The 21,020-nt window shown below is 59.7% G+C and carries 20 protein-coding genes; 16 read left to right on the top strand and 4 right to left on the bottom strand.

Annotated features, from left to right (window positions below):
* Positions 1-4 precede the first annotated feature (4 nt).
* Positions 5-994 (bottom strand): taurine ABC transporter substrate-binding protein, encoded by a 990-nt coding sequence (tauA, locus tag OC605_RS06735; protein WP_186569761.1) that lies wholly within the window; start codon positions 992-994, stop codon positions 5-7.
* 364 nt (positions 995-1,358) lie between these two features.
* Here tauA and OC605_RS06730 point away from each other — a divergent pair, with 364 nt between their 5' ends.
* The 8 genes from OC605_RS06730 to OC605_RS06695 all read left to right on the top strand — a co-directional run bounded on the left by OC605_RS06730 (position 1,359) and on the right by OC605_RS06695 (position 8,645).
* Positions 1,359-2,726, top strand: coding sequence for an OprD family porin (locus OC605_RS06730; RefSeq protein WP_071172168.1), 1,368 nt, complete (start codon positions 1,359-1,361; stop codon positions 2,724-2,726).
* Between the two features lie 293 nt (positions 2,727-3,019).
* A complete protein-coding gene (locus OC605_RS06725; protein WP_024014725.1) occupies positions 3,020-3,658 on the top strand; it encodes a peroxiredoxin in 639 nt (212 codons plus the stop codon).
* Positions 3,659-3,973: 315 nt separating this feature from the next.
* Positions 3,974-4,567: an NADPH-dependent FMN reductase gene (gene ssuE, locus OC605_RS06720; protein WP_016772651.1), complete on the top strand. Its 594-nt coding sequence runs from the start codon at positions 3,974-3,976 to the stop codon at positions 4,565-4,567.
* Positions 4,568-4,656: 89 nt separating this feature from the next.
* Positions 4,657-5,631 carry a sulfonate ABC transporter substrate-binding protein gene (locus OC605_RS06715; protein ID WP_262136566.1) on the top strand — a complete coding sequence of 325 codons (975 nt, stop codon included), beginning with the start codon at positions 4,657-4,659 and terminating at the stop codon, positions 5,629-5,631.
* A 25-nt stretch (positions 5,632-5,656) separates the two neighbouring features.
* Positions 5,657-6,805, top strand: a complete 1,149-nt coding sequence (gene ssuD, locus OC605_RS06710; protein WP_133335804.1) for an FMNH2-dependent alkanesulfonate monooxygenase — start codon at positions 5,657-5,659, stop codon at positions 6,803-6,805.
* 9 nt (positions 6,806-6,814) lie between these two features.
* On the top strand, positions 6,815-7,597 hold the full coding sequence (ssuC, locus tag OC605_RS06705; RefSeq protein ID WP_027610511.1) for an aliphatic sulfonate ABC transporter permease SsuC: 783 nt from the start codon (positions 6,815-6,817) through the stop codon (positions 7,595-7,597).
* Positions 7,594-8,400 (top strand): aliphatic sulfonates ABC transporter ATP-binding protein, encoded by an 807-nt coding sequence (ssuB, locus tag OC605_RS06700; protein ID WP_262136565.1) that lies wholly within the window; start codon positions 7,594-7,596, stop codon positions 8,398-8,400. The genes ssuC and ssuB overlap by 4 nt, the downstream gene beginning before the upstream one ends.
* 29 nt (positions 8,401-8,429) lie before the next feature.
* Complete coding sequence (locus OC605_RS06695) at positions 8,430-8,645, top strand: molybdopterin-binding protein (protein WP_003229256.1); 216 nt, start codon at positions 8,430-8,432, stop codon at positions 8,643-8,645.
* A 160-nt stretch (positions 8,646-8,805) separates the two neighbouring features.
* Here the strand turns inward: OC605_RS06695 and OC605_RS06690 are convergent, their stop codons facing one another.
* Together OC605_RS06690 and OC605_RS06685 are read right to left on the bottom strand one after the other, a co-directional pair.
* Positions 8,806-9,438 (bottom strand): TetR/AcrR family transcriptional regulator, encoded by a 633-nt coding sequence (locus OC605_RS06690; protein ID WP_262136564.1) that lies wholly within the window; start codon positions 9,436-9,438, stop codon positions 8,806-8,808.
* Between the two features lie 300 nt (positions 9,439-9,738).
* Positions 9,739-11,115 (bottom strand): glutamine synthetase family protein, encoded by a 1,377-nt coding sequence (locus OC605_RS06685; RefSeq protein WP_016772657.1) that lies wholly within the window; start codon positions 11,113-11,115, stop codon positions 9,739-9,741.
* Between the two features lie 278 nt (positions 11,116-11,393).
* On the opposite strand from OC605_RS06685, the gene OC605_RS28130 reads away from it, so the two are divergent.
* The 8 genes from OC605_RS28130 to OC605_RS06645 all read left to right on the top strand — a co-directional run bounded on the left by OC605_RS28130 (position 11,394) and on the right by OC605_RS06645 (position 20,201).
* A complete protein-coding gene (locus OC605_RS28130; protein WP_404939047.1) occupies positions 11,394-11,750 on the top strand; it encodes a glutamine amidotransferase in 357 nt (118 codons plus the stop codon).
* 93 nt (positions 11,751-11,843) lie between these two features.
* Positions 11,844-13,202 carry a glutamine synthetase family protein gene (locus OC605_RS06675; protein WP_016772658.1) on the top strand — a complete coding sequence of 453 codons (1,359 nt, stop codon included), beginning with the start codon at positions 11,844-11,846 and terminating at the stop codon, positions 13,200-13,202.
* 56 nt (positions 13,203-13,258) lie between these two features.
* Positions 13,259-14,623: an aspartate aminotransferase family protein gene (locus tag OC605_RS06670; RefSeq protein WP_262136563.1), complete on the top strand. Its 1,365-nt coding sequence runs from the start codon at positions 13,259-13,261 to the stop codon at positions 14,621-14,623.
* A 171-nt stretch (positions 14,624-14,794) separates the two neighbouring features.
* Complete coding sequence (locus tag OC605_RS06665) at positions 14,795-15,907, top strand: polyamine ABC transporter substrate-binding protein (protein WP_262136562.1); 1,113 nt, start codon at positions 14,795-14,797, stop codon at positions 15,905-15,907.
* A 186-nt stretch (positions 15,908-16,093) separates the two neighbouring features.
* The gene (locus tag OC605_RS06660) at positions 16,094-17,191 is read left to right on the top strand and encodes a polyamine ABC transporter substrate-binding protein (protein ID WP_038860901.1); all 1,098 of its coding nucleotides are present in this window, start codon (positions 16,094-16,096) and stop codon (positions 17,189-17,191) included.
* A 63-nt stretch (positions 17,192-17,254) separates the two neighbouring features.
* A complete protein-coding gene (locus OC605_RS06655; RefSeq protein ID WP_016772662.1) occupies positions 17,255-18,397 on the top strand; it encodes an ABC transporter ATP-binding protein in 1,143 nt (380 codons plus the stop codon).
* Positions 18,398-18,432: 35 nt separating this feature from the next.
* Positions 18,433-19,314, top strand: a complete 882-nt coding sequence (locus tag OC605_RS06650; protein ID WP_262136673.1) for an ABC transporter permease subunit — start codon at positions 18,433-18,435, stop codon at positions 19,312-19,314.
* Positions 19,311-20,201, top strand: a complete 891-nt coding sequence (locus OC605_RS06645) for an ABC transporter permease subunit (protein ID WP_262136561.1) — start codon at positions 19,311-19,313, stop codon at positions 20,199-20,201. Before OC605_RS06650 ends, OC605_RS06645 begins: the two co-directional genes overlap by 4 nt.
* A gap of 176 nt (positions 20,202-20,377) precedes the next feature.
* Here OC605_RS06645 and OC605_RS06640 read toward each other — a convergent pair whose 3' ends face one another.
* Complete coding sequence (locus OC605_RS06640) at positions 20,378-21,019, bottom strand: HD domain-containing protein (protein WP_262136560.1); 642 nt, start codon at positions 21,017-21,019, stop codon at positions 20,378-20,380.
* Between the last annotated feature and the right edge of the window lies 1 nt (position 21,020).

Below are 21,020 nucleotides of genomic sequence, written 5' to 3'. Positions count from 1 at the left end.
GCATTCAGTCAGAGATGAACTTGGCGCTGACGTACGGCGAATAATCCGCCAGCACCGTCTCGACCTTGCCCTGTTCCTTGAGGAATTTCGCCGTTTCGGCAATGGCCTTGGCGGTGCCGCCGTCCAGCAGCGCCGTGGTTTGCTGCGCCTTGGCATCCGGGAACGCCGAACCGGCCAGCAGTTCCGGCACATCTGCTGCGTTGGCACCGGTCAATTTGGCGATTTTCTGCACAGGCACCGAATCGGCCGTCCAGCTGTCTTTGTGTGCGGCGTAATCAGCGAACGACTCCAGGGTGACCTTGGCAAACTTGGCCACGACCTCGGGATGCTTCTCGGCAAAGTCCTTGCGCGCCACCCAGACTTCGAAAGTCGGTGCACCCCATTGGCCGACTTGTGCTGCGTCGGTCAGGGTCTTGCCGGTCTTGCGGATCTCACCCAGCGCCGGTGACCAGACAAACGCCCCGTCAATGTCGCCACGCTTCCACGCGGCGGCGATTTCCGCCGGTTGCAGGTTGACCACTTTGACTTGCGAAGCATTCAGGCCCCAGTGCTTCAGCGCCCCAAGCAGACTGTAGTGCGAGGTCGACACGAACGGCGTGGCGATGGTTTTACCGATCAGGTCCTGCGGTTTGTCGATGCCGCTGCCGTTGCGCACCACCAAGGCTTCGGCGGCATTAATCTGCGCCGAAACGATAAACGCCACGATCGGCAGATTGCGTGAAGCAGCTGCTGCCAGTGGGCTTGAGCCAAGGTTGCCGATCTGCACGTCGCCAGAAGCAATGGCAGTGACGACTTCCGGGCCGCTGTTGAAACGACGCCAGTCGATCTTCTCGCCGATGGTTTTTTCATAGACACCATCGGCCTGCGGCACTTTGCTCGGATCGATCCCGGTCTGGTAGCCGACCGTCAGACCGGCGGCATGTGCGGAAAAAGAAAACAGTGCCGACACACAAACTGTAACAAATTGACTTGATAGTGCGCGTTTCGCCATGATGCGTCGCCTTTTCGATGGGATTTGCCGTGTTGGGAGCACGGCAAAGCTAATCGATCTAAAAAAAGGTCAACAAATACCATTTAGGAATGAGCTTAGGCGCCGATACGCTGTTTCCCGGCGCAAAGGGCCATTAATGGGCCATATACCCGAATGGTATGAAAAAGAATGAATAAATTCTTTTTGGGATTATCAGGAAGTCTTTACGCTGCAGGGACCCAATCACTGGCGATTAGACGATGGTCGTAGACACACAAGGTTACGATTGACTTGGCAGTCACGGTCTGGCGCTAATCGCGCATCTTAGGATTCAGGGCAAATCGACCCCGAACCAGGAACACAAGAATTAGAACGAGAGGAGCGATACATGAACAAGTCCACCTTGGCCCTGGCTGTGGCCGTTGGGGTTATGGCGCAGCAGGCAGGCGCCGCCGGTTTCATCGAAGACAGCAAGGCTACTCTGGGTCTGCGTAACTTCTATATCAACAACGATAACCGTGATAGCGCTGCCAATAGTCCCGCTAACAAGCGTAACGGTGTGCAGAGCAAGAACGAAGAATGGGGCCAAGGCTTCGATCTGCGCTTCATCTCCGGCTACACCCAAGGAACCGTAGGTTTTGGTATCGATGCTATCGGTCTGCTGGGCGTTCGCCTGGATTCGGGCGGTGGTACCAACGGTGCGACCTCGACTTCGTACGGCGGAACTGTATTCCCAAGCAAATCCAATGGCGAAGCTGTTGATAACTTCTCGAGCCTGGGTCTGACGGCTAAAGCCAAGATTTCCCAGACAGAGCTGAAGCTGGGTACCTTGCAGCCGAAGAACCCGGTCATCGTCACCAACGACGGTCGTCTGCTGCCGCAAACCTGGCAGGGTGGCCAGATTACTTCCGGCGAGATCAAGGACTTGACGCTGGTCGGTGGCCAGATCGAGCACGTGAAAGGTCGTAACTCCAGCAACAATGAACAGCTGTCGATCGGTGGCGCAACTGCGCGCACCACAAACAGCAACAAGTTCATCTACGCCGGTGGTGACTATAAAATCACCAAGGATCTGACGGCCCAGTACTACTACGGCAACCTGGAAAACTTCTACAAGCAACACTTCCTGGGTCTGGTGCATAACTGGTCGATTGGCCCAGGTGTGTTGAAGTCCGACTTCCGGTACTTCAATAGCTCCGATGACGGCCGCAATGGCAACGATTCGGACTACTTCAGCAACGGTGCGTACGGCAACAGTACGCTGGGTAACGGCAAAGGCAAGGTCGACAACAACCTGTACAGCGGCTTGTTCCTTTATACCGTTGCCGGTCACACCTTTGGTGGCGGCTATCAGGTGAGCAACGGCAGCAGCGACTTCCCTTGGCTGAACCAGGGTGACGGCTCGTCTAACTACACGATCACCGACATGCAGATCCAGAAGTTCAACCGTGCCGGCGAGCGCACTTGGCAGGCACGCTACTCCTATGACTTCGCCAAAGTTGGCGTGCCAGGCCTGACCGCTGGCATGGTTTATCTGCGCGGCGACAACATTGATACCTACGGTAGTCGTGTGCAAACCTCGAATGGCGCCTCCGAGTGGGAACGCGATTTGACCGTGGCGTACGTTGTTCCGGAAGGCCCGTTGAAGAACGTCGGCTTCATGTGGAAAAACGCTACGTGGCGCAACGACATCGCCGGTCAACGCGACCAGGACGAAAACCGCCTGATCCTCAGCTACTCGATCCCGCTGCTGTAACAGCTCGACCAAGTAACTGAAGCAAAAAAAGCCCCGTCCGGCATCGCGCCGGACGGGGCTTTTGCGTTTCGAGTCAGGCTCACCCCCGTAAGCCCTTCTCGATTTCCCTCTTTGCTGCAACTCAAGGCCTTCTCGAACCTTGCAACCGATATTCGTCGCGATGCCGGCCGGTGTCCAATGAACAGATGTTTAATATTCATTAATGATCTAGATATCTAGTTATTTATTCTTTTTCACGCTGTTCGATCACGAGCTACAGTTGTTGTCTCCCATCCCTCATCAGGAGCAGCACCATGAGCCTCAGACTCGGCGACATCGCCCCCGATTTCGAACAAGACTCCAGCGCCGGCAAGATTCGTTTCCACGAATGGCTGGGCGATAGCTGGGGCGTGCTGTTCTCCCACCCGGCGGACTTCACCCCGGTGTGCACCACCGAGCTGGGTTTCACCGCCAAGCTCAAGGATGAATTCAGCCAGCGTGGCGTCAAGGCCATCGCGCTGTCGGTCGACCCGGTGGACTCGCACCACAAGTGGATCGAGGACATCAACGAAACCCAGAACACCATCGTCAATTTCCCGATCCTGGCCGATGCCGATCGCAAGGTGTCCGATCTCTACGACCTGATCCACCCGAACGCCAACGACACGCTGACCGTGCGTTCGCTGTTCGTCATTGATCCGAACAAGAAGATCCGTCTGACCATCACCTACCCGGCGAGCACCGGGCGCAACTTTCACGAGATTCTGCGGGTGATCGATTCGCTGCAGCTCACCGACAACTACAAGGTCGCCACCCCGGCCAACTGGCAGGACGGTGAAGAGGTGGTGATCGTGCCGTCGCTCAAGGATGAGGACGAGATCAAGCAGCGCTTCCCGAAAGGCTATCGCGCGGTGAAGCCGTACCTGCGCCTGACGCCGCAGCCGAACAAATAAGATTTGCGGTGTAGTCACCGCCGCTTTCGCGAGCAGGCTCGCTCCCACATTTGCAATGCATTCCCCTGTGGGAGCGAGCCTGCTCGCGAAGGCGTCAGCCCAGGCACTTGAGAATCCAGAATGACACCGCAGGGGAATTTCGGCCGTTTCGACGGCCTTTTTTTTGCCTGATTTCTGTCCGACCGCATATCTCTTAAACGAATAACCAAATGAATAAATATGATTTATGGATATATAAATCAGCTGGTAAGGTCACTGCCATTGAAGCGAGATCGCAGCCTGCGAATCGCCTGTAACGCTTAAGGAATCGTCTCAATGCTGGTCGTCTCACTCGGTGGCAGCCCCAGTCTGCGTTCCCGTTCCGGGGTGCTGCTGGAGCGTTCGCAACGCTGGTTGCAACAGCAAGGGGTGGAAGTGGTGAGTTATCAGGTGCGGGACTTCCCGGCCGAGGATCTGCTTCACGCGCGCTTCGACAGCCCGAAGGTCCTCGACCTGCTGCAACAGATCGCAAACGCCGATGGCCTGCTGATCGCCACGCCGGTGTACAAGGCCTCGTTTTCCGGTGCGCTGAAGACCCTGCTGGATCTGCTGCCGGAGCGTGCCTTGAATCACAAGGTTGTCTTGCCGATGGCTACCGGCGGCAGCATCGCCCACATGCTGGTGGTCGATTACGCCCTCAAGCCTGTGCTGTCGGCACTCAAGGCCCAGGAAATGCTTCAGGGCATTTTCGCCGAGGACAGCCAGATCGCTTACGGCGAAGGCAGTGCCGCCGCGCAACTGGCGCCGGCCCTGGAGCAACGCTTGCACGAGGCCCTGGACCAGTTCATCGGCGCCATGGCGCGCCGGCCGAAACCGCTGGAGCCGGGCCTGCTGAACGAACGTTTGTTGAGTGCTCGCTGGAGCATTTAAGCCTTATCGAAATTTGAAGTACTGGCCTTACTCGCCCGCCAACGGGCAAGCAGGTGCAGCCAAAACCCAACAGCAAAAAGGAGAGCGCTATGCGCCCTGTATTTTTGCGTCGTGGTCTGGTCGCTCTGTTTGCTGCGGCTGTCACCTTCGGCGCCATCACTCAAGCTCAAGCCGAGACATTGCGGATCGGTTATCAGAAGTACGGCACGCTGGTGCTGCTCAAAGCCAAAGGCACGCTGGAAAAACGCCTCGCTGCGCAAGGCGTCGACGTGCAATGGACCGAGTTTCCCGGCGGCCCGCAGCTGCTCGAAGGCCTCAACGTCGGCTCGATCGATTTCGGCGTGACCGGCGAAACCCCGCCGGTTTTCGCCCAGGCCGCTGGCGCGGATCTGCTCTACGTCGCCTATGAACCGCCAGCGCCGAACAGTGAAGCGATCCTCGTGCCGAAAGACTCGCCGATCAAATCGGTGGCCGATCTCAAAGGCAAGAAAGTCGCCCTTAACAAAGGCTCCAACGTGCACTACCTGCTGGTGCGCGCGCTGGAAGACGCGGGCCTCAAGTACAGCGACATCCAGACCGTGTTCCTGCCGCCGGCCGATGCCCGCGCCGCGTTCGAACGTGGCAGCGTTGACGCCTGGGTCATCTGGGACCCGTACCAGGCCGCCGCCGAGAAACAACTGCAAGCGCACACCCTGCGCGACGGTAAAGGCATCGTCGACAACCACCAGTTCTATCTGGCGACCAAACCGTATGCGCAGAAAAATCCCGAGGTGATCAAGACCCTCGTCGAAGAGGTGCGCGCGGTTGGTGAATGGTCGCAAGCCAATCCCGAAGACGTGACGCAACAGGTCGCGCCACTGCTGGGCCTGCCGGCGGACATCACCCTGACCTCGGTGAAACGCCAGGGCTACGGTGCGCTGTTCCTGACCCCGGAAGTGGTCGCCGCGCAACAGAAAATCGCTGACACGTTCTTCCAGCTCAAGCTGATTCCCAAGCCGTTGAGCATCAAGGATGTGATCTGGACCCCGCCGGCCGCTGTGGCCCAAAGCTCCCAAGCCAAGTAATTCGAATCCACAAGGAGACTACTCCATGAGCCTCAATATCTTCTGGTTCCTGCCGACCCACGGCGACGGCCATTACCTTGGCACCGCCGAAGGCGCCCGCGCGGTTGATCACGGTTACCTGCAACAGGTCGCGCAAGCGGCGGATCGTCTGGGTTTTGGCGGGGTGCTGATTCCTACCGGGCGTTCCTGCGAAGACTCGTGGCTGGTGGCGGCCTCGCTGATTCCAGTGACCCAGCGTCTGAAATTCCTCGTTGCCCTGCGCCCCGGGATCATCTCCCCGACGGTCGCCGCGCGGCAGGCAGCCACGCTGGATCGTTTGTCCGGCGGGCGTGCATTGTTCAATCTGGTCACCGGTGGCGACCCGGAAGAACTGGCTGGCGACGGTCTGTTCCTCAACCATGAGGAACGCTATCAGGCCTCGGTGGAATTCACCCGCATCTGGCGCCGAGTGCTGGAAGGCGAAACCGTCGATTACGACGGCGAGCACATCAGCGTGAAAGGCGCGAAGCTGCTTTATCCACCGATCCAGCAACCGCGTCCGCCGCTGTATTTCGGTGGCTCCTCCGAAGCGGCGCAGGATCTGGCCGCCGAGCAGGTCGAGATGGTGCTGACCTGGGGCGAGCCGCCGGCAGCGGTGGCCGAGAAGATCGCACAAGTGCGCGCCAAAGCCGCCAGGCTCGGCCGCACCGTGCGCTTCGGCATTCGCCTGCATGTGATCGTCCGTGAAACCAACGCCGAAGCCTGGCAGGCGGCGGACCGGCTGATCTCGCATCTGGACGACGACACCATCCAGCGTGCCCAGGCTTCGTTGGCGCGTTTCGATTCGGTCGGCCAGCAACGCATGGCCGCGCTGCACGGCGGTAGCCGCGACAATCTGGAAGTCAGCCCGAACCTGTGGGCCGGCGTCGGGCTGGTGCGCGGCGGTGCCGGCACGGCGCTGGTCGGCGATGGCCCGACCGTGGCGGCGCGGGTCAAGGAATACGCCGATCTGGGCATCGATACCTTCATCTTTTCCGGTTATCCACACCTCGAAGAATCGTATCGGGTGGCCGAGCTGCTGTTCCCGCACCTCGACGTTGAACGCCCGGAACTGCCGAAGAGCGCCGGTTATGTCAGCCCGTTCGGCGAGATGGTCGCTAACGACATCCTGCCCAAAGCCGCATCGCAGAGCTGAGGCGCGGCCATGAACAAATTTATCCACAGCCTCGCGCCTTGGGCGTTGCCGGTGTTGCTGCTGGCGGTGTGGCAGCTGTCGGTGTCGGCGGGCTGGTTGTCGACACGGATTCTGCCGGCACCGGTGGCGGTGATCGAGGCTGGCGTCAGTCTGGTACGCAGCGGCGAGATCTGGACGCACCTGGCGATCAGCGGCTGGCGCGCGGCACTCGGTTTTACCATCGGCGGCAGCATTGGTCTGGTGCTGGGTTTCATCACCGGCCTGTCAAAATGGGGCGAGCGCCTGCTCGACAGCTCGGTACAGATGATCCGCAACGTGCCGCATCTGGCGCTGATTCCGCTGGTGATCCTGTGGTTCGGCATTGACGAATCAGCGAAGATTTTTCTGGTGGCGCTGGGCACCTTGTTCCCGATTTACCTGAACACGTATCACGGCATCCGCAACGTCGACCCGGCGCTGGTGGAGATGGCGCGCAGTTACGGCCTGAGCGGGTTCAGCCTGTTCTGGCAGGTGATTCTGCCGGGTGCGTTGCCGTCGATTCTGGTTGGCGTGCGCTTCGCCCTGGGCTTCATGTGGCTGACGCTGATCGTCGCTGAAACCATCTCGGCCAGCTCCGGCATCGGCTATCTGGCGATGAACGCTCGAGAGTTCTTGCAGACCGACGTGGTGGTGCTGGCGATCCTGCTTTACGCGGTGCTCGGCAAACTCGCCGACCTCGCCGCCCGTGGACTTGAACGTGTGTGGCTGCGCTGGCACCCGGCCTATCAGGTTGCCAAGGGAGGTGCGGCATGACCGCTCAACAACCTCCACGCCTGTTGCGCGGGATTCCGCTGGCGGTGCGCAACCTGCAGAAAACCTTCGGCGCGCGCCAGGTGCTGCGCGAAATCGATCTGCACATTCCGGCGGGGCAGTTTGTCGCCGTGGTCGGGCGCAGCGGTTGTGGCAAGAGCACGTTCTTGCGCTTGCTCGCCGGCCTCGATCAACCCACTGGCGGCGAGCTGCTGGCCGGCTCCGCGCCGCTCAGCCAGGCGCGCGACGATACGCGGCTGATGTTTCAGGAAGCGCGACTGCTGCCGTGGAAAAAGATCATCGACAACGTTGGCCTTGGCCTCAAGGGCAACTGGCGCCAGCAAGCGCTGGATGCACTGGAAGCCGTGGGTCTGGCTGATCGCGCCAATGAGTGGCCGGCAGCATTGTCCGGTGGCCAAAAGCAGCGCGTGGCGTTGGCCCGGGCGCTGATTCACCAGCCGCGTCTGCTGTTGCTCGACGAACCGCTCGGCGCGCTGGATGCGCTGACCCGCATCGAGATGCAGCAACTGATCGAACGGCTGTGGCAGCAACACGGTTTTACCGTGCTGCTGGTGACCCATGATGTTAGTGAAGCGGTGGCGATCGCTGATCGGGTGATTTTGATCGAGGACGGCGAAGTCGGCCTTGACCTGCACGTCGAACTGCCGCGCCCCAGGGTGCGTGGCTCGCATCGCCTCGCCGCACTGGAAACCGAAGTGCTCAACCGTGTTCTGTCCCTGCCCGGCGAACCGCCGGCGCCGGAACCCGTTTCACCCCTGCCTACGCAACTGCGCTGGGCGCAATAACACCTTTATCAACGACAGGAATCAATGCCATGACTATCAAAGCCATCAACGTGCGCAACCAGTTCAAAGGCTCGATCAAGGAAATCGTCCTCGGCGACGTGCTGTCGGAAATCGACGTGCAGACCGCTTCGGGCATCGTCACTTCGGTGATCACTACCCGCTCTGTTAAAGAGCTGGAGCTGGTGGTCGGCAGTGAGGTGATCGCCTTTGTGAAATCCACCGAGGTATCGATCGCCAAGTTGTAAGCCGGTGAACAAAAAACAACCCCGGAGGGTGTGAGCCCTGCGGGGTTTTTGTGCCTGTCGCGGATTCGGCGGCGCGGCTTTCGCGAGCAGGCTCGCTCCCACAGGGGAACGCATTTCAAATGTGGGAGCGAGCCTGCTCGCGAAAGGGCCGGTGCATGCGCTAGAGATTTCTTTTGGGTAAATATGGCGGAAGGTACAACCCGATATAGGCATCAAACACGCGCATCCCTTCCTCGGCCATGCGCGGGGTGATCTGCCCGTGCTGCTGCACCGAACGAGCATAGACCCGGTCGCCCAGTTCCATCGCCAGGGCAAACACATCGACATCGTCCGGCAGCCTCGGCAATTCGAAATGCTGGTCGAACAACTTGTGCATCAGGTCGCCCAGTTCCAGATCGTGCTGGCGGTCAGCCTGGGTCACTTCGGTCAGGCCGTGTTGCGCCAGAATCAATTGCCGTGCGGCCGCATCCTGGTCGTAGATCTCCAGCATGCGCTGTTCGACCAGTCGCGACAGGTCTCGCCAGTCGCGTAACGCGTCGTGGTCGATCGGCGCTTGCAGGCAGGCGCGGAAGGCTGCGTGGACATCGGCGGTCCGGGCTTCAAGCAGCGCCGGGACGCTGGCGAAGAAGTGATATACGGAAGAGGGCGGAATCTGCGCACGCTCGGCGACGCTGTAGATCGACAGACTGGCCACGCCCTCGGCCGCCAGCAGCGTGCGCGCGGCGTCGAGGATCGAATCGATCCGCGCCTGACTGCGGGCACGGGGTTTGCGAACGGTGGCGGGACGCGTCATGGAAGTCTCCTGCGGGGCAGCGGGCATTGTACGAGGCGGTTCAGGTGTTGTCTGCCAGTACCCTGTGGCGAGGGGATTTAGCGAAACGTCGCACCGCCCCGTTCGGCTGCGCAGCAGTCGTAAACCCTGAGAGCCGGGTATTCCTGACGCACCGAGTGGGATGGATTTGGGGCTGCTTCGCAACCGAACGGGGCGGTGCGACGTTTCGCTAAATCCCCTCGCCACAGGTTTTGTGTTCGGCCATAAAAAAACGCCGCTGGCTGAATCAGCCAACGGCGTTTTTTTGAAGCTGCAAACCATTTAAACGGTATGCAGATACCAGTTGTACTCAAGGTCGGAGATGGAGTGTTCGAACTCCTCCAGCTCGCTTTCCTTGCAGGCGACGAAGATATCGATGTACTTCGGATCGATGTACTTGGCCATCACCTCGCTGTCGTCCAGCTCGCGCAGGGCATCGCGCAAGTTGTTCGGCAGGCTCTGTTCGTTCTGCTCGTAGCTGTTGCCTTCGACAGGCGCGCCCGGTTCGATCTTGTTGACCAGGCCGTGGTGCACGCCGGCCAGTACCGAAGCCATCAGCAGGTACGGGTTGGCGTCGGCGCCGGCCACGCGGTGCTCGATACGTACGGCATCGGCTGAACCGGTTGGTACGCGGATCGCCACGGTGCGGTTGTCCAGGCCCCAGCACGGCGAGTTCGGTACGTAGAACTGCGCGCCGAAGCGACGGTAGGAGTTGACGTTCGGGCAGAGGAAAGCCATCTGCGCCGGCAGGGTCTCGAGCACACCGCCGATCGCGTGACGCAGCGCGGCGTTCTGCTCGGGATCCTCGCTGGCAAAAATGTTTTTGCCGGCTTTGTCCAGAATCGAAATGTGTACGTGCAGACCATTGCCCGCCTGGCCCGGATACGGCTTGGCCATGAAGGTGGTGTCCATTTCATGGTCGTAGGCGATGTTCTTGATCAGACGCTTGAGCAGGACGGCGTAGTCGCAGGCCTTGATCGGGTCGGCGACGTGGTGCAGGTTCACTTCGAACTGCGCCGGGGCACTTTCCTTGACGATCGCGTCGGCCGGGATGCCTTGCTCTTTGGCACCTTCCAGAATGTCCTGGAGGCAATCGACGTATTCGTCGAGGTCGTCGATCAGGTAGACCTGCGTCGAGTGCGGGCGTTTGCCGGAGATCGGCGAGCGTGGCGGCTGCGGACGGCCGTTCACGTTTTCCTGGTCGATCAGGTAGAACTCGAGTTCGAAGGCGGCGCAGATGGTCAGGCCGAGCTCGTCGAACTTGGTCACCACCTGGCGCAGCACTTCACGGGGGTCGGCGAAGAACGGATCGCCTTCGAGTTCGTGCATGGTCATCAACAGCTGCGCGGTCGGGCGCTTCTGCCATGGCTCGTTGCACAGGGTATCGGGGATCGGATAGCAGATGCGATCGGCGTCGCCGATGTCCAGGCCCAGACCGGTGCTTTCCACCGTGGAGCCGTTGATATCCAGAGCAAATAGAGAGGCCGGCAGGTTGATGCCTTTCTCGTAAACCTTGTGGAGGCTGGTGCGTTCGATGCGCTTGCCGCGCACCACACCATTCATATCCGCAATCAGAAGGTCAACGTACAGAACCTCAGGATGTTCCTTAAGGAACGCGTTCGCTTCGTTAAGCTGAACGGCACGCGGGGGTACCGACATGATGCAACACCTTTGTTGTTAAAAATATCAATCATTGATCTTTTCTGGTTTCAGTCAACCCGAACGGCCTGCCGAAGTCAAGCGAGGCCTTTTTTGCCCCGAAAAAGCGCTTGAAGGGCATTTATGGGGCACTTTGGGGCGTTTTTTCAAACCTTGAACGTTGCTCAGCTGCGGGCTTGAGCAGGCCGTGTTGTATTTTTTACGGGGGTGTTGTGTAAAAAAATGAACAAGGCTAAGCTCCGGTCAAACCCATAACAGCAATAATACCGGGGTGCTTCATGTCTCGCCTGCCGTTAATCGGCATCACCGACTGCTCGCAACAGTCCGGTCTGCATGCTCATCACATCAGTGGCGATCAATCCGTCCGTAGCGCAGCCAGCAAGGCGCGCAGCCTGTTGACGACACGCTCGCCAACATCCGGCAAAACGGCAGCGTCCGATATTCTGGACGTCGGGCACAGCATCCGCTTTATGGCGTCTCCTTTCACTATAGAACTCTTTCCCTCTCAAAGCCCGTGCCGCACTCAGCGTCATGCTTGTGATTCTGCACGTTTGCAAAGTGCACGGGAAATGCAACGCCAGCGTCAAGGGCAGGTAAGCTCCTCTTTCATTGTCTATGCGCGGTGCCAGGCGTAAGCCGGCACTGCGCGAGCAAGCCCCCTTTAACGCGACGCCGCAAGCGTCAAAATTGCCTGACATCGCGTCAGGAGACTCAGCCCAGAGGCATTTATGAGTAACAACCTCGACCAGCTCACCGATTGGTTGAAAGACCGCAAGATCACAGAAGTCGAATGCATGATCGGCGACTTGACCGGTATTACCCGGGGCAAGATTTCGCCGACCAACAAGTTCATCGCCGAGAAAGGCATGCGTCTGCCGGAGAGCGTGCTGCTGCAGACCGTGACCGGCGACTACGTCGAAGACGACATCTATTACGAACTGCTCGACCCGGCCGACATCGACATGATCTGCCGCCCCGACCAGAACGCCGTGTACCTGGTGCCGTGGGCCATCGAGCCGACCGCGCAGGTGATCCACGACACCTACGACAAGCAAGGCAACCCGATCGAGCTGTCGCCACGCAACGTCCTCAAGAAAGTCTTGAAGCTGTATGCCGACAAGGGCTGGCAGCCGATCGTGGCGCCGGAAATGGAGTTCTACCTGACCAAGCGCAGCGACGACCCCGACTATCCGTTGCAGCCGCCGATCGGCCGCTCGGGCCGTCCGGAAATCGGCCGGCAGTCGTTCTCCATTGAAGCGGCGAACGAATTCGACCCGCTGTTCGAAGATGTCTACGACTGGTGCGAATTGCAGGAGCTGGACCTCGATACGCTGATCCACGAAGACGGCACAGCGCAGATGGAAATCAACTTCCGTCACGGTGACGCCCTGTCGCTGGCCGATCAGATTCTGGTGTTCAAGCGCACCATGCGCGAAGCCGCGCTCAAGCACGACGTGGCGGCGACGTTCATGGCCAAGCCGATGACCGGCGAGCCTGGCAGCGCCATGCACCTGCACCAGAGCATCATCGACATTCAGACCGGCAAGAACGTCTTCTCCAACGAAGACGGGACCATGAGCCAGTTGTTCCTGCACCACATCGGTGGTCTGCAGAAACTGATTCCCGAGCTGTTGCCGCTGTTCGCGCCGAACGTCAACTCGTTCCGCCGCTTCCTCCCGGACACTTCGGCACCGGTGAACGTCGAGTGGGGCGAAGAGAACCGTACCGTCGGCCTGCGCGTACCGGATGCCGGCCCGCAGAACCGCCGCGTGGAAAACCGTCTGCCGGGCGCTGACGCCAACCCGTACCTGGCGATTGCCGCGAGCCTGCTCTGCGGTTACATCGGCATGGTCGAGGGCCTGAACCCGAGCGCGCCTGTGGTCGGCCGTGGTTACGAGCGCCGCAACCTGCGCCTGCCGCTGACCATCGAGGACGCGCTGGAGCGTATGGAAAACAGCGCGACCATCGAGAAGTACCTCGGCAAGACCTTCATCACCGGCTACGTCGCGGTCAAGCGGGCCGAGCATGAAAACTTCAAGCGCGTGATCAGTTCCTGGGAGCGTGAGTACCTGCTCTTCGCCGTCTGATGCGCCGGGCGCGGCGGCCAGCCGTCGCGCCTTCACCGATAACAAGGAGAATTGGCATGACCAGCAACAACCCGCAAACCCGTGAGTGGCAAGCGCTGAGCAGCGATCACCACCTGGCACCGTTCAGCGACTTCAAGCAACTGAAAGAGAAAGGCCCGCGGATCATCACCAACGCCAAGGGCGTTTATCTGTGGGACAGCGAAGGCAACAAGATCCTCGACGGCATGGCCGGCCTCTGGTGCGTGGCGATCGGTTACGGTCGCGATGAGCTGGCCGATGCCGCCGCCAAACAGATGCGCGAACTGCCTTACTACAACCTGTTCTTCCAGACCGCCCACCCGCCGGCGCTGGAACTGGCCAAGGCGATTGCCGACGTGGCGCCGGAAGGCATGAACCACGTGTTCTTCACCGGTTCCGGCTCCGAAGGCAACGACACCATGCTGCGCATGGTCCGCCACTACTGGGCGATCAAAGGCCAGCCGAACAAGAAAGTCATCATCAGCCGCAAGAACGGTTATCACGGTTCGACCGTGGCCGGCGCGAGCCTCGGCGGCATGACCTATATGCACGAGCAGGGCGACCTGCCGATTCCGGGCATCGTCCACATCGCGCAGCCATACTGGTTCGCCGAAGGCGGTGACATGTCGGCGGAAGAATTCGGCATCTGGGCGGCCAATCAGCTCGAAGAGAAGATTCTCGAGGTCGGCGTCGACAACGTCGGTGCCTTTATTGCCGAGCCGATCCAGGGTGCCGGTGGCGTGATCATCCCGCCCGATACCTACTGGCCGCGCATCAAGGAAATCCTCGCCAAGTACGACATCCTTTTCGTTGCCGATGAAGTGATCTGCGGTTTCGGCCGTACCGGTGAGTGGTTCGGTAGCGATTTCTACGACCTCAAACCCGACATGATGACCATCGCCAAGGGCCTGACCTCCGGCTACATCCCGATGGGCGGGTTGATCGTGCGTGATTCGGTGGTGGCCGTGCTCAATGAAGGCGGCGATTTCAACCATGGCTTCACTTACTCCGGCCACCCGGTGGCAGCCGCGGTGGGCCTGGAAAACATCCGCATCCTGCGCGACGAAAAAATTATCGAGAACGCTCACAACGAAACGGCACCGTATTTGCAGAAACGTCTGCGCGAGCTGAACGATCACCCGTTGGTGGGTGAAGTTCGCGGCGTCGGTCTGCTGGGGGCGATCGAGCTGGTGCAGGACAAGGCCACGCGCAAGCGTTACGAGGGCAAGGGCGTCGGCATGATTTGCCGGCAGTTCTGCTTCGACAACGGCCTGATCATGCGCGCGGTGGGCGACACCATGATCATTGCGCCGCCGCTGGTGATCAGCAAAGCGGAGATCGATGAGCTGGTTACAAAGGCACGCAAGTGTCTGGACCTGACCCTCGGTGCGCTGCAGGCCTAGGTGCTAGGCTTTGAGCGGGGGAGCTGCGGCGCACTCGCTCAAAGCTGTCAGAAAGGCTGGTCTTTTGTTGAAAGACCGCCTCGGATCTTGCCAGACTAGCCGCGGTTCCAGTTGTCCGGGTTCGGCCGCTGAACAAAGTGGTTCAAAAAAGAAAAACTTGGAGCATGACGCATGAAGGCATTAGGTAAAAAGCTAGCTGGCAAGACTCTGCTCGCGCTGTCCATGGCGGGCATGATGGCGGGTGCGGTGCACGCGGACGACAAGGTGCTGCACGTCTACAACTGGTCCGACTACATCGCGCCGGACACCGTGGCCAACTTCGAAAAAGCCACCGGGATCAAAGTCGTCTACGACGTCTTCGACAGTAACGAAACCCTGGAAGCCAAGCTGCTGGCCGGCAAGTCCGGTTACGACATCGTGGTGCCTTCCAACAATTTCCTCGCCAAGCAGATCAAGGCCGGCGTTTACCAGGAGCTGGACAAGTCCAAGCTGCCAAACTGGAAAAACCTCGACGAAGACCTGCTCAAGGCCGTTGGCGATGCCAGCGACCAGGGCAACAAGCACGCCTTCCCGTACATGTGGGGCTCGATCGGCATCGGTTACAACCCGGCCAAGGTCAAGGCTGCACTGGGCATCGACAAGATCGATTCGTGGGACGTGGTGTTCAAGCCGGAAAACATCGAGAAACTCAAAAGCTGCGGCGTGAGCTTCCTCGATGCCCCGACCGAAATGATTCCGGCGGCATTGCACTATCTGGGCAAGCCGACCAACAGCAAGGACAAGGCTGATCTGAAAGCCGCCGAAGATCTGTTCCTGAAGATCCGTCCTTCGGTCGCCTACTTCCACTCTTCCAAGTACATCTCCGACCTGGCCAACGGCAACATCTGCGTCGCCGTCGGTTACTCGGGTGACCTGGAGCAATCCAAGACCCGCGCTCAGGAAGCCGGTGACAAGGTCAAGCTGGCCTACACCATTCCGAAAGAAGGCGCCGGTACTTTCTACGACATGGTCGCCATTCCCAAGGATGCCGAAAACGTCGAAGCCGCCTACAAGTTCATGAACTACCTGATGGAGCCGCAAGTGATGGCCGGCATCACCAACGCCGTGCGTTTCCCGAACGGCAACAAGGCGGCGACGCCTATGGTGGACAAGGACATCACCAGCGACCCGAGCATCTATCCTTCGGCTGACGTGAAGAAGCAACTCTATGCGATCAGCGATCTGGACGCCGCCACACTGCGTCTGATCACCCGCAGCTGGACCAAGATCAAATCGGGCAAATAAGCCGGTTTGTCGCCACAACCACTGGCCGTCGTCGTCGCGACGGCGGCCAGCGGATAATTAAATGACAGAAAGTTTTGCTGGATCGGTTTTTCGAGGGTAAGTTGCGCGCCGGTTTTGTTGTCGGGCAGCCATGGCTGTCATGCAGCGCGGGGCAACTTGGGCCCAATCAATTTAGAGGACCTCCACTTGCCTGTATTTTCTTCTTTGCGCAAAGCCCTGCTGGCCGCTGCCGGCCTGACAATCGCTGTCGGAGCCCAGGCCGCCGGTACGGTGCATATTTATAACTGGTCCGATTACATCGGCGAATCGACCCTGGCCGACTTCGAGAAAGAGACCGGGATCAAACCGGTCTACGACGTTTTCGACTCCAACGAAACCCTGGAAGGCAAGCTGCTCGCCGGGCGCACCGGTTACGACGTGGTCGTGCCGTCGAACCACTTCCTTGGCAAGCAGATCAAGGCGGGCGCGTTCCAGAAGCTCGACAAGGCGCAACTGCCGAATTATTCCAACCTCGACCCGGTGCTGCTCAAGCGCCTGGAACAGAACGACCCCGGCAACCTCTACGCTGTGCCGTATCTGTGGGGCACCAACGGCATCGGCTACAACGTCGACAAAGTCAAAGCCGTGCTCGGTATCGACAAGATCGATTCCTGGGCCGTGCTGTTCGAGCCTGAAAACATCAAGAAGCTGCACAGCTGCGGTGTCGCGTTCCTCGATTCGGCTGATGAAATGATGCCGACCATGCTCAATTACCTGGGCCTGAACGCCAACAGCACCAACACCAAAGACTATGAAAAGGCCACCGCCAAGTTGCTCGCGGTGCGTCCATACGTGACCTATTTCCATTCCTCGAAGTACATCGGCGATCTGGCCAACGGCGACATCTGCGTGGCCATCGGTTTCTCCGGCGATATCTTCCAGGCGAAGAACCGTGCCGAGGAAGCCAAGAAGGGCGTCAACATCGCCTATTCGATTCCGAAAGAGGGCGGCGCGCTGTGGTTCGACATGCTGGCGATCCCCAAGGATTCGTCCAACGTCAAGGAAGCCCACGCCTTCATCAACTATTTGCTGAAACCTGAGGTGATCGCCCAGGTCAGTGATTACGTCGGTTACGCCAACCCCAACCCGGGTTCGGACAAGCTGATGGAACAATCCATTCGCACCGATGAAGCGGTTTACCCACCGCAAGCAGTCCTCGACAAGACCTACGTGTCGACCGAGTTGCCAGCCAATATTCAGCGTTTGATGACCCGCAGCTGGACCAAGGTCAAGTCGGGCAAATAACGCACAAACTATCCAGGGTTCGTCTTGCGGGGCGAACTGCTGCTTCTGTTGGGAGTTTCGTAAATGGCAGTTGCCTCCGGCGCCTACAAGAAAGCCCTCGAGGGCGACCAGACACCAAAACAGGTGCTGGTCAAAATCGACCGGGTCACGAAGAAGTTCGACGAGACGATTGCCGTGGACGACGTGTCCCTGGAAATCAAGAAGGGCGAAATTTTTGCCCTGCTCGGCGGTTCGGGATCGGGCAAATCCACCTTGCTACGGATGCTCGCAGGCTTCGAACGGCCCACGGAAGGGCGGATTTTCCTCGACGGCGTCGACATCACCGACATGCCGCCGTACGACCGTCCGATCAACATGATGTTCCAGTCTTACGCTTTGTTCCCGCACATGACCGTGGCGCAGAACATTGCCTTCGGCCTGCAGCAGGACAAGATTCCCAAGGCTGAAATCGACGCCCGCGTGGCCGAGATGCTCAAGCTGGTGCAGATGAGCCAGTACGCCAAGCGCAAGCCGCATCAACTGTCCGGCGGTCAGCGTCAGCGTGTGGCCCTGGCTCGCTCGCTGGCCAAGCGCCCGAAGCTGTTGCTGCTCGACGAACCGATGGGCGCACTGGACAAGAAACTGCGTTCGCAGATGCAACTGGAACTGGTGGAAATCATCGAGCGCGTCGGCGTGACCTGCGTGATGGTGACCCACGACCAGGAAGAGGCCATGACCATGGCCGAGCGCATCGCGATCATGCACCTCGGTTGGATCGCGCAGATTGGTAGCCCGATCGACATCTACGAAACCCCGACCAGCCGTCTGGTCTGCGAATTCATCGGCAACGTCAACATCTTCGAAGGCGAAGTGATCGACGACGCCGAAGGCCACGCGACCATCACCTGCAAGGACCTCGACCGGCAGATCTACGTCGGCCACGGCATCAGCACCTCGGTGCAGGACAAGTCGGTCACCTACGCGATTCGCCCGGAAAAACTGCTGGTCACCGCCGACATGCCGACCTGCGAGTACAACTGGTCGAGCGGCAAGGTCCACGACATCGCTTATCTGGGCGGGCACTCGGTGTTCTACGTCGAATTGCCGAGCGGCAAACTGGTGCAGTCGTTCGTCGCCAACGCCGAACGTCGCGGCGCGCGTCCGACCTGGGGCGATCAGGTCTACGTGTGGTGGGAAGACGACAGCGGCGTGGTACTTCGCTCATGAACATGCGCAAATTCAAACGCCGCATGAACCGAATCATCCCCAATGGCCGGCAAATGGTCATCGGGGTGCCGTTCATCTGGCTGTTCCTGTTCTTCATGCTGCCGTTCTTCATCGTTCTGAAGATCAGTTTCGCCGAAGCCGACGTGGCGATCCCGCCGTACACCGAGATCTACACCTACGCCGAGCAGAAGCTGCAACTGCTGCTGAACCTGGGCAACTACGCGATGCTCGGCGACGACGAGCTGTACATCGCCGCCTATCTCGGCTCGCTGAAAATGGCCTTTATCAGCACCGTGCTCTGCCTGCTGATCGGTTATCCGATGGCCTACGCCATCGCCAGCGCGCGCAAAGAGCTGCAAACGGTGCTGGTGCTGCTGATCATGATGCCGACCTGGACGGCGATCCTGATCCGCGTCTACGCGTGGATGGGCATCCTCAGCAACAACGGCCTGCTCAACGGCTTCCTGATGAGCATGGGCCTGATCGACGAGCCGCTGCAGATTCTCAATACCAACCTGGCGGTGTACATCGGGATTGTCTATTCGTACCTGCCGTTCATGATCCTGCCGCTGTACGCCAACCTGGTCAAACACGATCAGAGTCTGCTGGAAGCCGCGTCTGATCTGGGTTCGAGCACCTTCAACAGCTTCTGGAAGATCACCATTCCGCTGTCCAAGAACGGCATCATTGCCGGCTGCATGCTGGTGTTCATTCCGGTGGTCGGCGAGTTCGTAATCCCGGAACTGCTCGGCGGCCCGGAAACCCTGATGATCGGTAAGGTGCTGTGGCAAGAATTCTTCAACAACCGCGACTGGCCGGTGGCGTCCGCGCTGGCGGTGGTGATGCTGGCGATCCTGATTGTGCCGATCATTCTGTTCAACCGCAGTCAGGCCAAGGAAATGGAGGGTAAAGAATGAAACGCTTCCGTTTCTCCAGCCTGATGCTGGTATTGGGTCTGATCTTCATCTATCTGCCGATGCTGATCCTGGTGATCTACTCGTTCAACGCCTCGAAACTGGTGACGGTGTGGGGCGGCTGGTCGGTGAAGTGGTACGTCGGCCTGCTCGACAACTCGCAACTGATGGGCTCGGTGCTGCGCTCGCTGGAAATCGCCTGCTACACGGCGGTTGCTGCGGTGGCACTGGGTACCCTGGCAGCGTTCGTGCTGACCCGTATCACCCGCTTCAAGGGCCGCACGATGTTCGGTGGCCTGGTGACTGCGCCGTTGGTGATGCCGGAAGTGATCACCGGTCTGTCGCTGTTGCTGCTGTTCGTGGCCATGGCGCAGATGATCGGCTGGCCGCAGGAGCGCGGCATCGTCACCATCTGGATCGCCCACACCACGTTCTGCGCGGCGTATGTGGCGGTGGTGGTGTCGGCGCGCTTGCGTGAGCTGGACCTGTCGATCGAAGAGGCGGCGATGGACCTGGGCGCGCGGCCGTGGAAGGTGTTCTTCCTGATCACCATCCCGATGATCGCGCCGTCGCTGGCGGCGGGCGGGATGATGTCGTTCGCGCTGTCGCTGGATGACCTGGTGCTGGCGAGCTTCGTGTCCGGCCCGGGTTCGACGACGCTGCCGATGGAAGTGTTCTCGGCCGTGCGCCTAGGTGTGAAACCGGAAATCAACGCCGTGGCCAGCCTGATTCTGCTGGCGGTGTCGCTGGTGACCTTCCTCGTCTGGTTCTTCAGCCGCCGCGCCGAAGAAGCCCGCAAGAAAGCCATCCAGCAAGCCATCGAAGAAAGCGCGGCTGATTCGTGGAAGCAACCGGACGCACGTCGCGCGCCTGCGCCACAGACTGTGTGAGCCGGCGGGTTGGTTTCATTCCCGAGGCCAACCCAAATCAAAATGTGGGAGCGGGCTTTTGTGGTGAGGGGATTTATCCCCGATGGACTGCGCAGCAGGCCTTTTTTTTTGAGGGTCGCTTCGCAACCCAGCGGGGATAAATCCCCTCGCCACAGGGCCCAGTTCCAAATCTGGTTTTAAGCAATCCAGGGAGACTGGCGGATGACCTCGACGAAATTCATCGGTTTGAACCCCGGCTCCTGATCCACCAGCACATCAGTCTTCACATTGCCAAACGTGGTCTGCGGGCGATGACGCAAGCCGTCGGCGAACGCGCAGATGATGCACTCCTTGAAACCTTCCCCACGTGGATGCGCATGCACCACGGCTTCGCGCTGCACGCTGCTGAACGCCGCGTAGTCCATGCCCAGCACGTCCATCTCCACCCCGGCGGTCACCAGCGCGACGGTCGGGCGCAGATGCCTGGGCACGCCCGGCGTGGTGTGCAATGCGATCGACAGCCACACCTGCTCGATATCGTCGTCGCTCAGCCCGTACGGTTTGAGAAAGGCTGCGGCGGCATTTGCGCCGTCCACTTCGAAGCGCTCGTCATCGCTGCGATGACCTGCGACCAGACCAAGGTCGTGGAACATCGCGCCGACATACAGCAGCTCCGGGTTGTAGGCCAATTGCTGGCGCTCGCCGCTCAAGGCACCGAACAGAAACACCCGGCGCGAGTGGTGATAAAGCAGTTCGGATTCGATGTCGCGGATGTATTCGGTGCTGGCCCGGGCGAGGGCGCTGTCAGGGATCTTGATGCCGGCGATGGTGCTGGTCATA

This window comes from Pseudomonas sp. Marseille-Q5117 (genome assembly GCF_946901175.1).
GTDB lineage: Bacteria > Pseudomonadota > Gammaproteobacteria > Pseudomonadales > Pseudomonadaceae > Aquipseudomonas > Aquipseudomonas iranensis.
This window is presented reverse-complemented; position numbering and strand designations above follow the sequence as displayed.

Bases quoted from the DNA above. Each gene is read 5' to 3' on its own strand.
- OC605_RS06730 (WP_071172168.1), top strand. From the start codon at position 1,359: ATGAACAAGTCCACCTTGGCCCTGGCTGTGGCCGTTGGGGTTATGGCG.
- OC605_RS06725 (WP_024014725.1), top strand. From the start codon at position 3,020: ATGAGCCTCAGACTCGGCGACATCGCCCCCGATTTCGAACAAGACTCC.
- ssuE (WP_016772651.1), top strand. From the start codon at position 3,974: ATGCTGGTCGTCTCACTCGGTGGCAGCCCCAGTCTGCGTTCCCGTTCC.
- OC605_RS06715 (WP_262136566.1), top strand. From the start codon at position 4,657: ATGCGCCCTGTATTTTTGCGTCGTGGTCTGGTCGCTCTGTTTGCTGCG.
- ssuD (WP_133335804.1), top strand. From the start codon at position 5,657: ATGAGCCTCAATATCTTCTGGTTCCTGCCGACCCACGGCGACGGCCAT.
- ssuC (WP_027610511.1), top strand. From the start codon at position 6,815: ATGAACAAATTTATCCACAGCCTCGCGCCTTGGGCGTTGCCGGTGTTG.
- ssuB (WP_262136565.1), top strand. From the start codon at position 7,594: ATGACCGCTCAACAACCTCCACGCCTGTTGCGCGGGATTCCGCTGGCG.
- OC605_RS06695 (WP_003229256.1), top strand. From the start codon at position 8,430: ATGACTATCAAAGCCATCAACGTGCGCAACCAGTTCAAAGGCTCGATC.
- OC605_RS06690 (WP_262136564.1), bottom strand. From the start codon at position 9,438: ATGACGCGTCCCGCCACCGTTCGCAAACCCCGTGCCCGCAGTCAGGCG.
- OC605_RS06685 (WP_016772657.1), bottom strand. From the start codon at position 11,115: ATGTCGGTACCCCCGCGTGCCGTTCAGCTTAACGAAGCGAACGCGTTC.
- OC605_RS28130 (WP_404939047.1), top strand. From the start codon at position 11,394: ATGTCTCGCCTGCCGTTAATCGGCATCACCGACTGCTCGCAACAGTCC.
- OC605_RS06675 (WP_016772658.1), top strand. From the start codon at position 11,844: ATGAGTAACAACCTCGACCAGCTCACCGATTGGTTGAAAGACCGCAAG.
- OC605_RS06670 (WP_262136563.1), top strand. From the start codon at position 13,259: ATGACCAGCAACAACCCGCAAACCCGTGAGTGGCAAGCGCTGAGCAGC.
- OC605_RS06665 (WP_262136562.1), top strand. From the start codon at position 14,795: ATGAAGGCATTAGGTAAAAAGCTAGCTGGCAAGACTCTGCTCGCGCTG.
- OC605_RS06655 (WP_016772662.1), top strand. From the start codon at position 17,255: ATGGCAGTTGCCTCCGGCGCCTACAAGAAAGCCCTCGAGGGCGACCAG.
- OC605_RS06645 (WP_262136561.1), top strand. From the start codon at position 19,311: ATGAAACGCTTCCGTTTCTCCAGCCTGATGCTGGTATTGGGTCTGATC.
- OC605_RS06640 (WP_262136560.1), bottom strand. From the start codon at position 21,019: ATGACCAGCACCATCGCCGGCATCAAGATCCCTGACAGCGCCCTCGCC.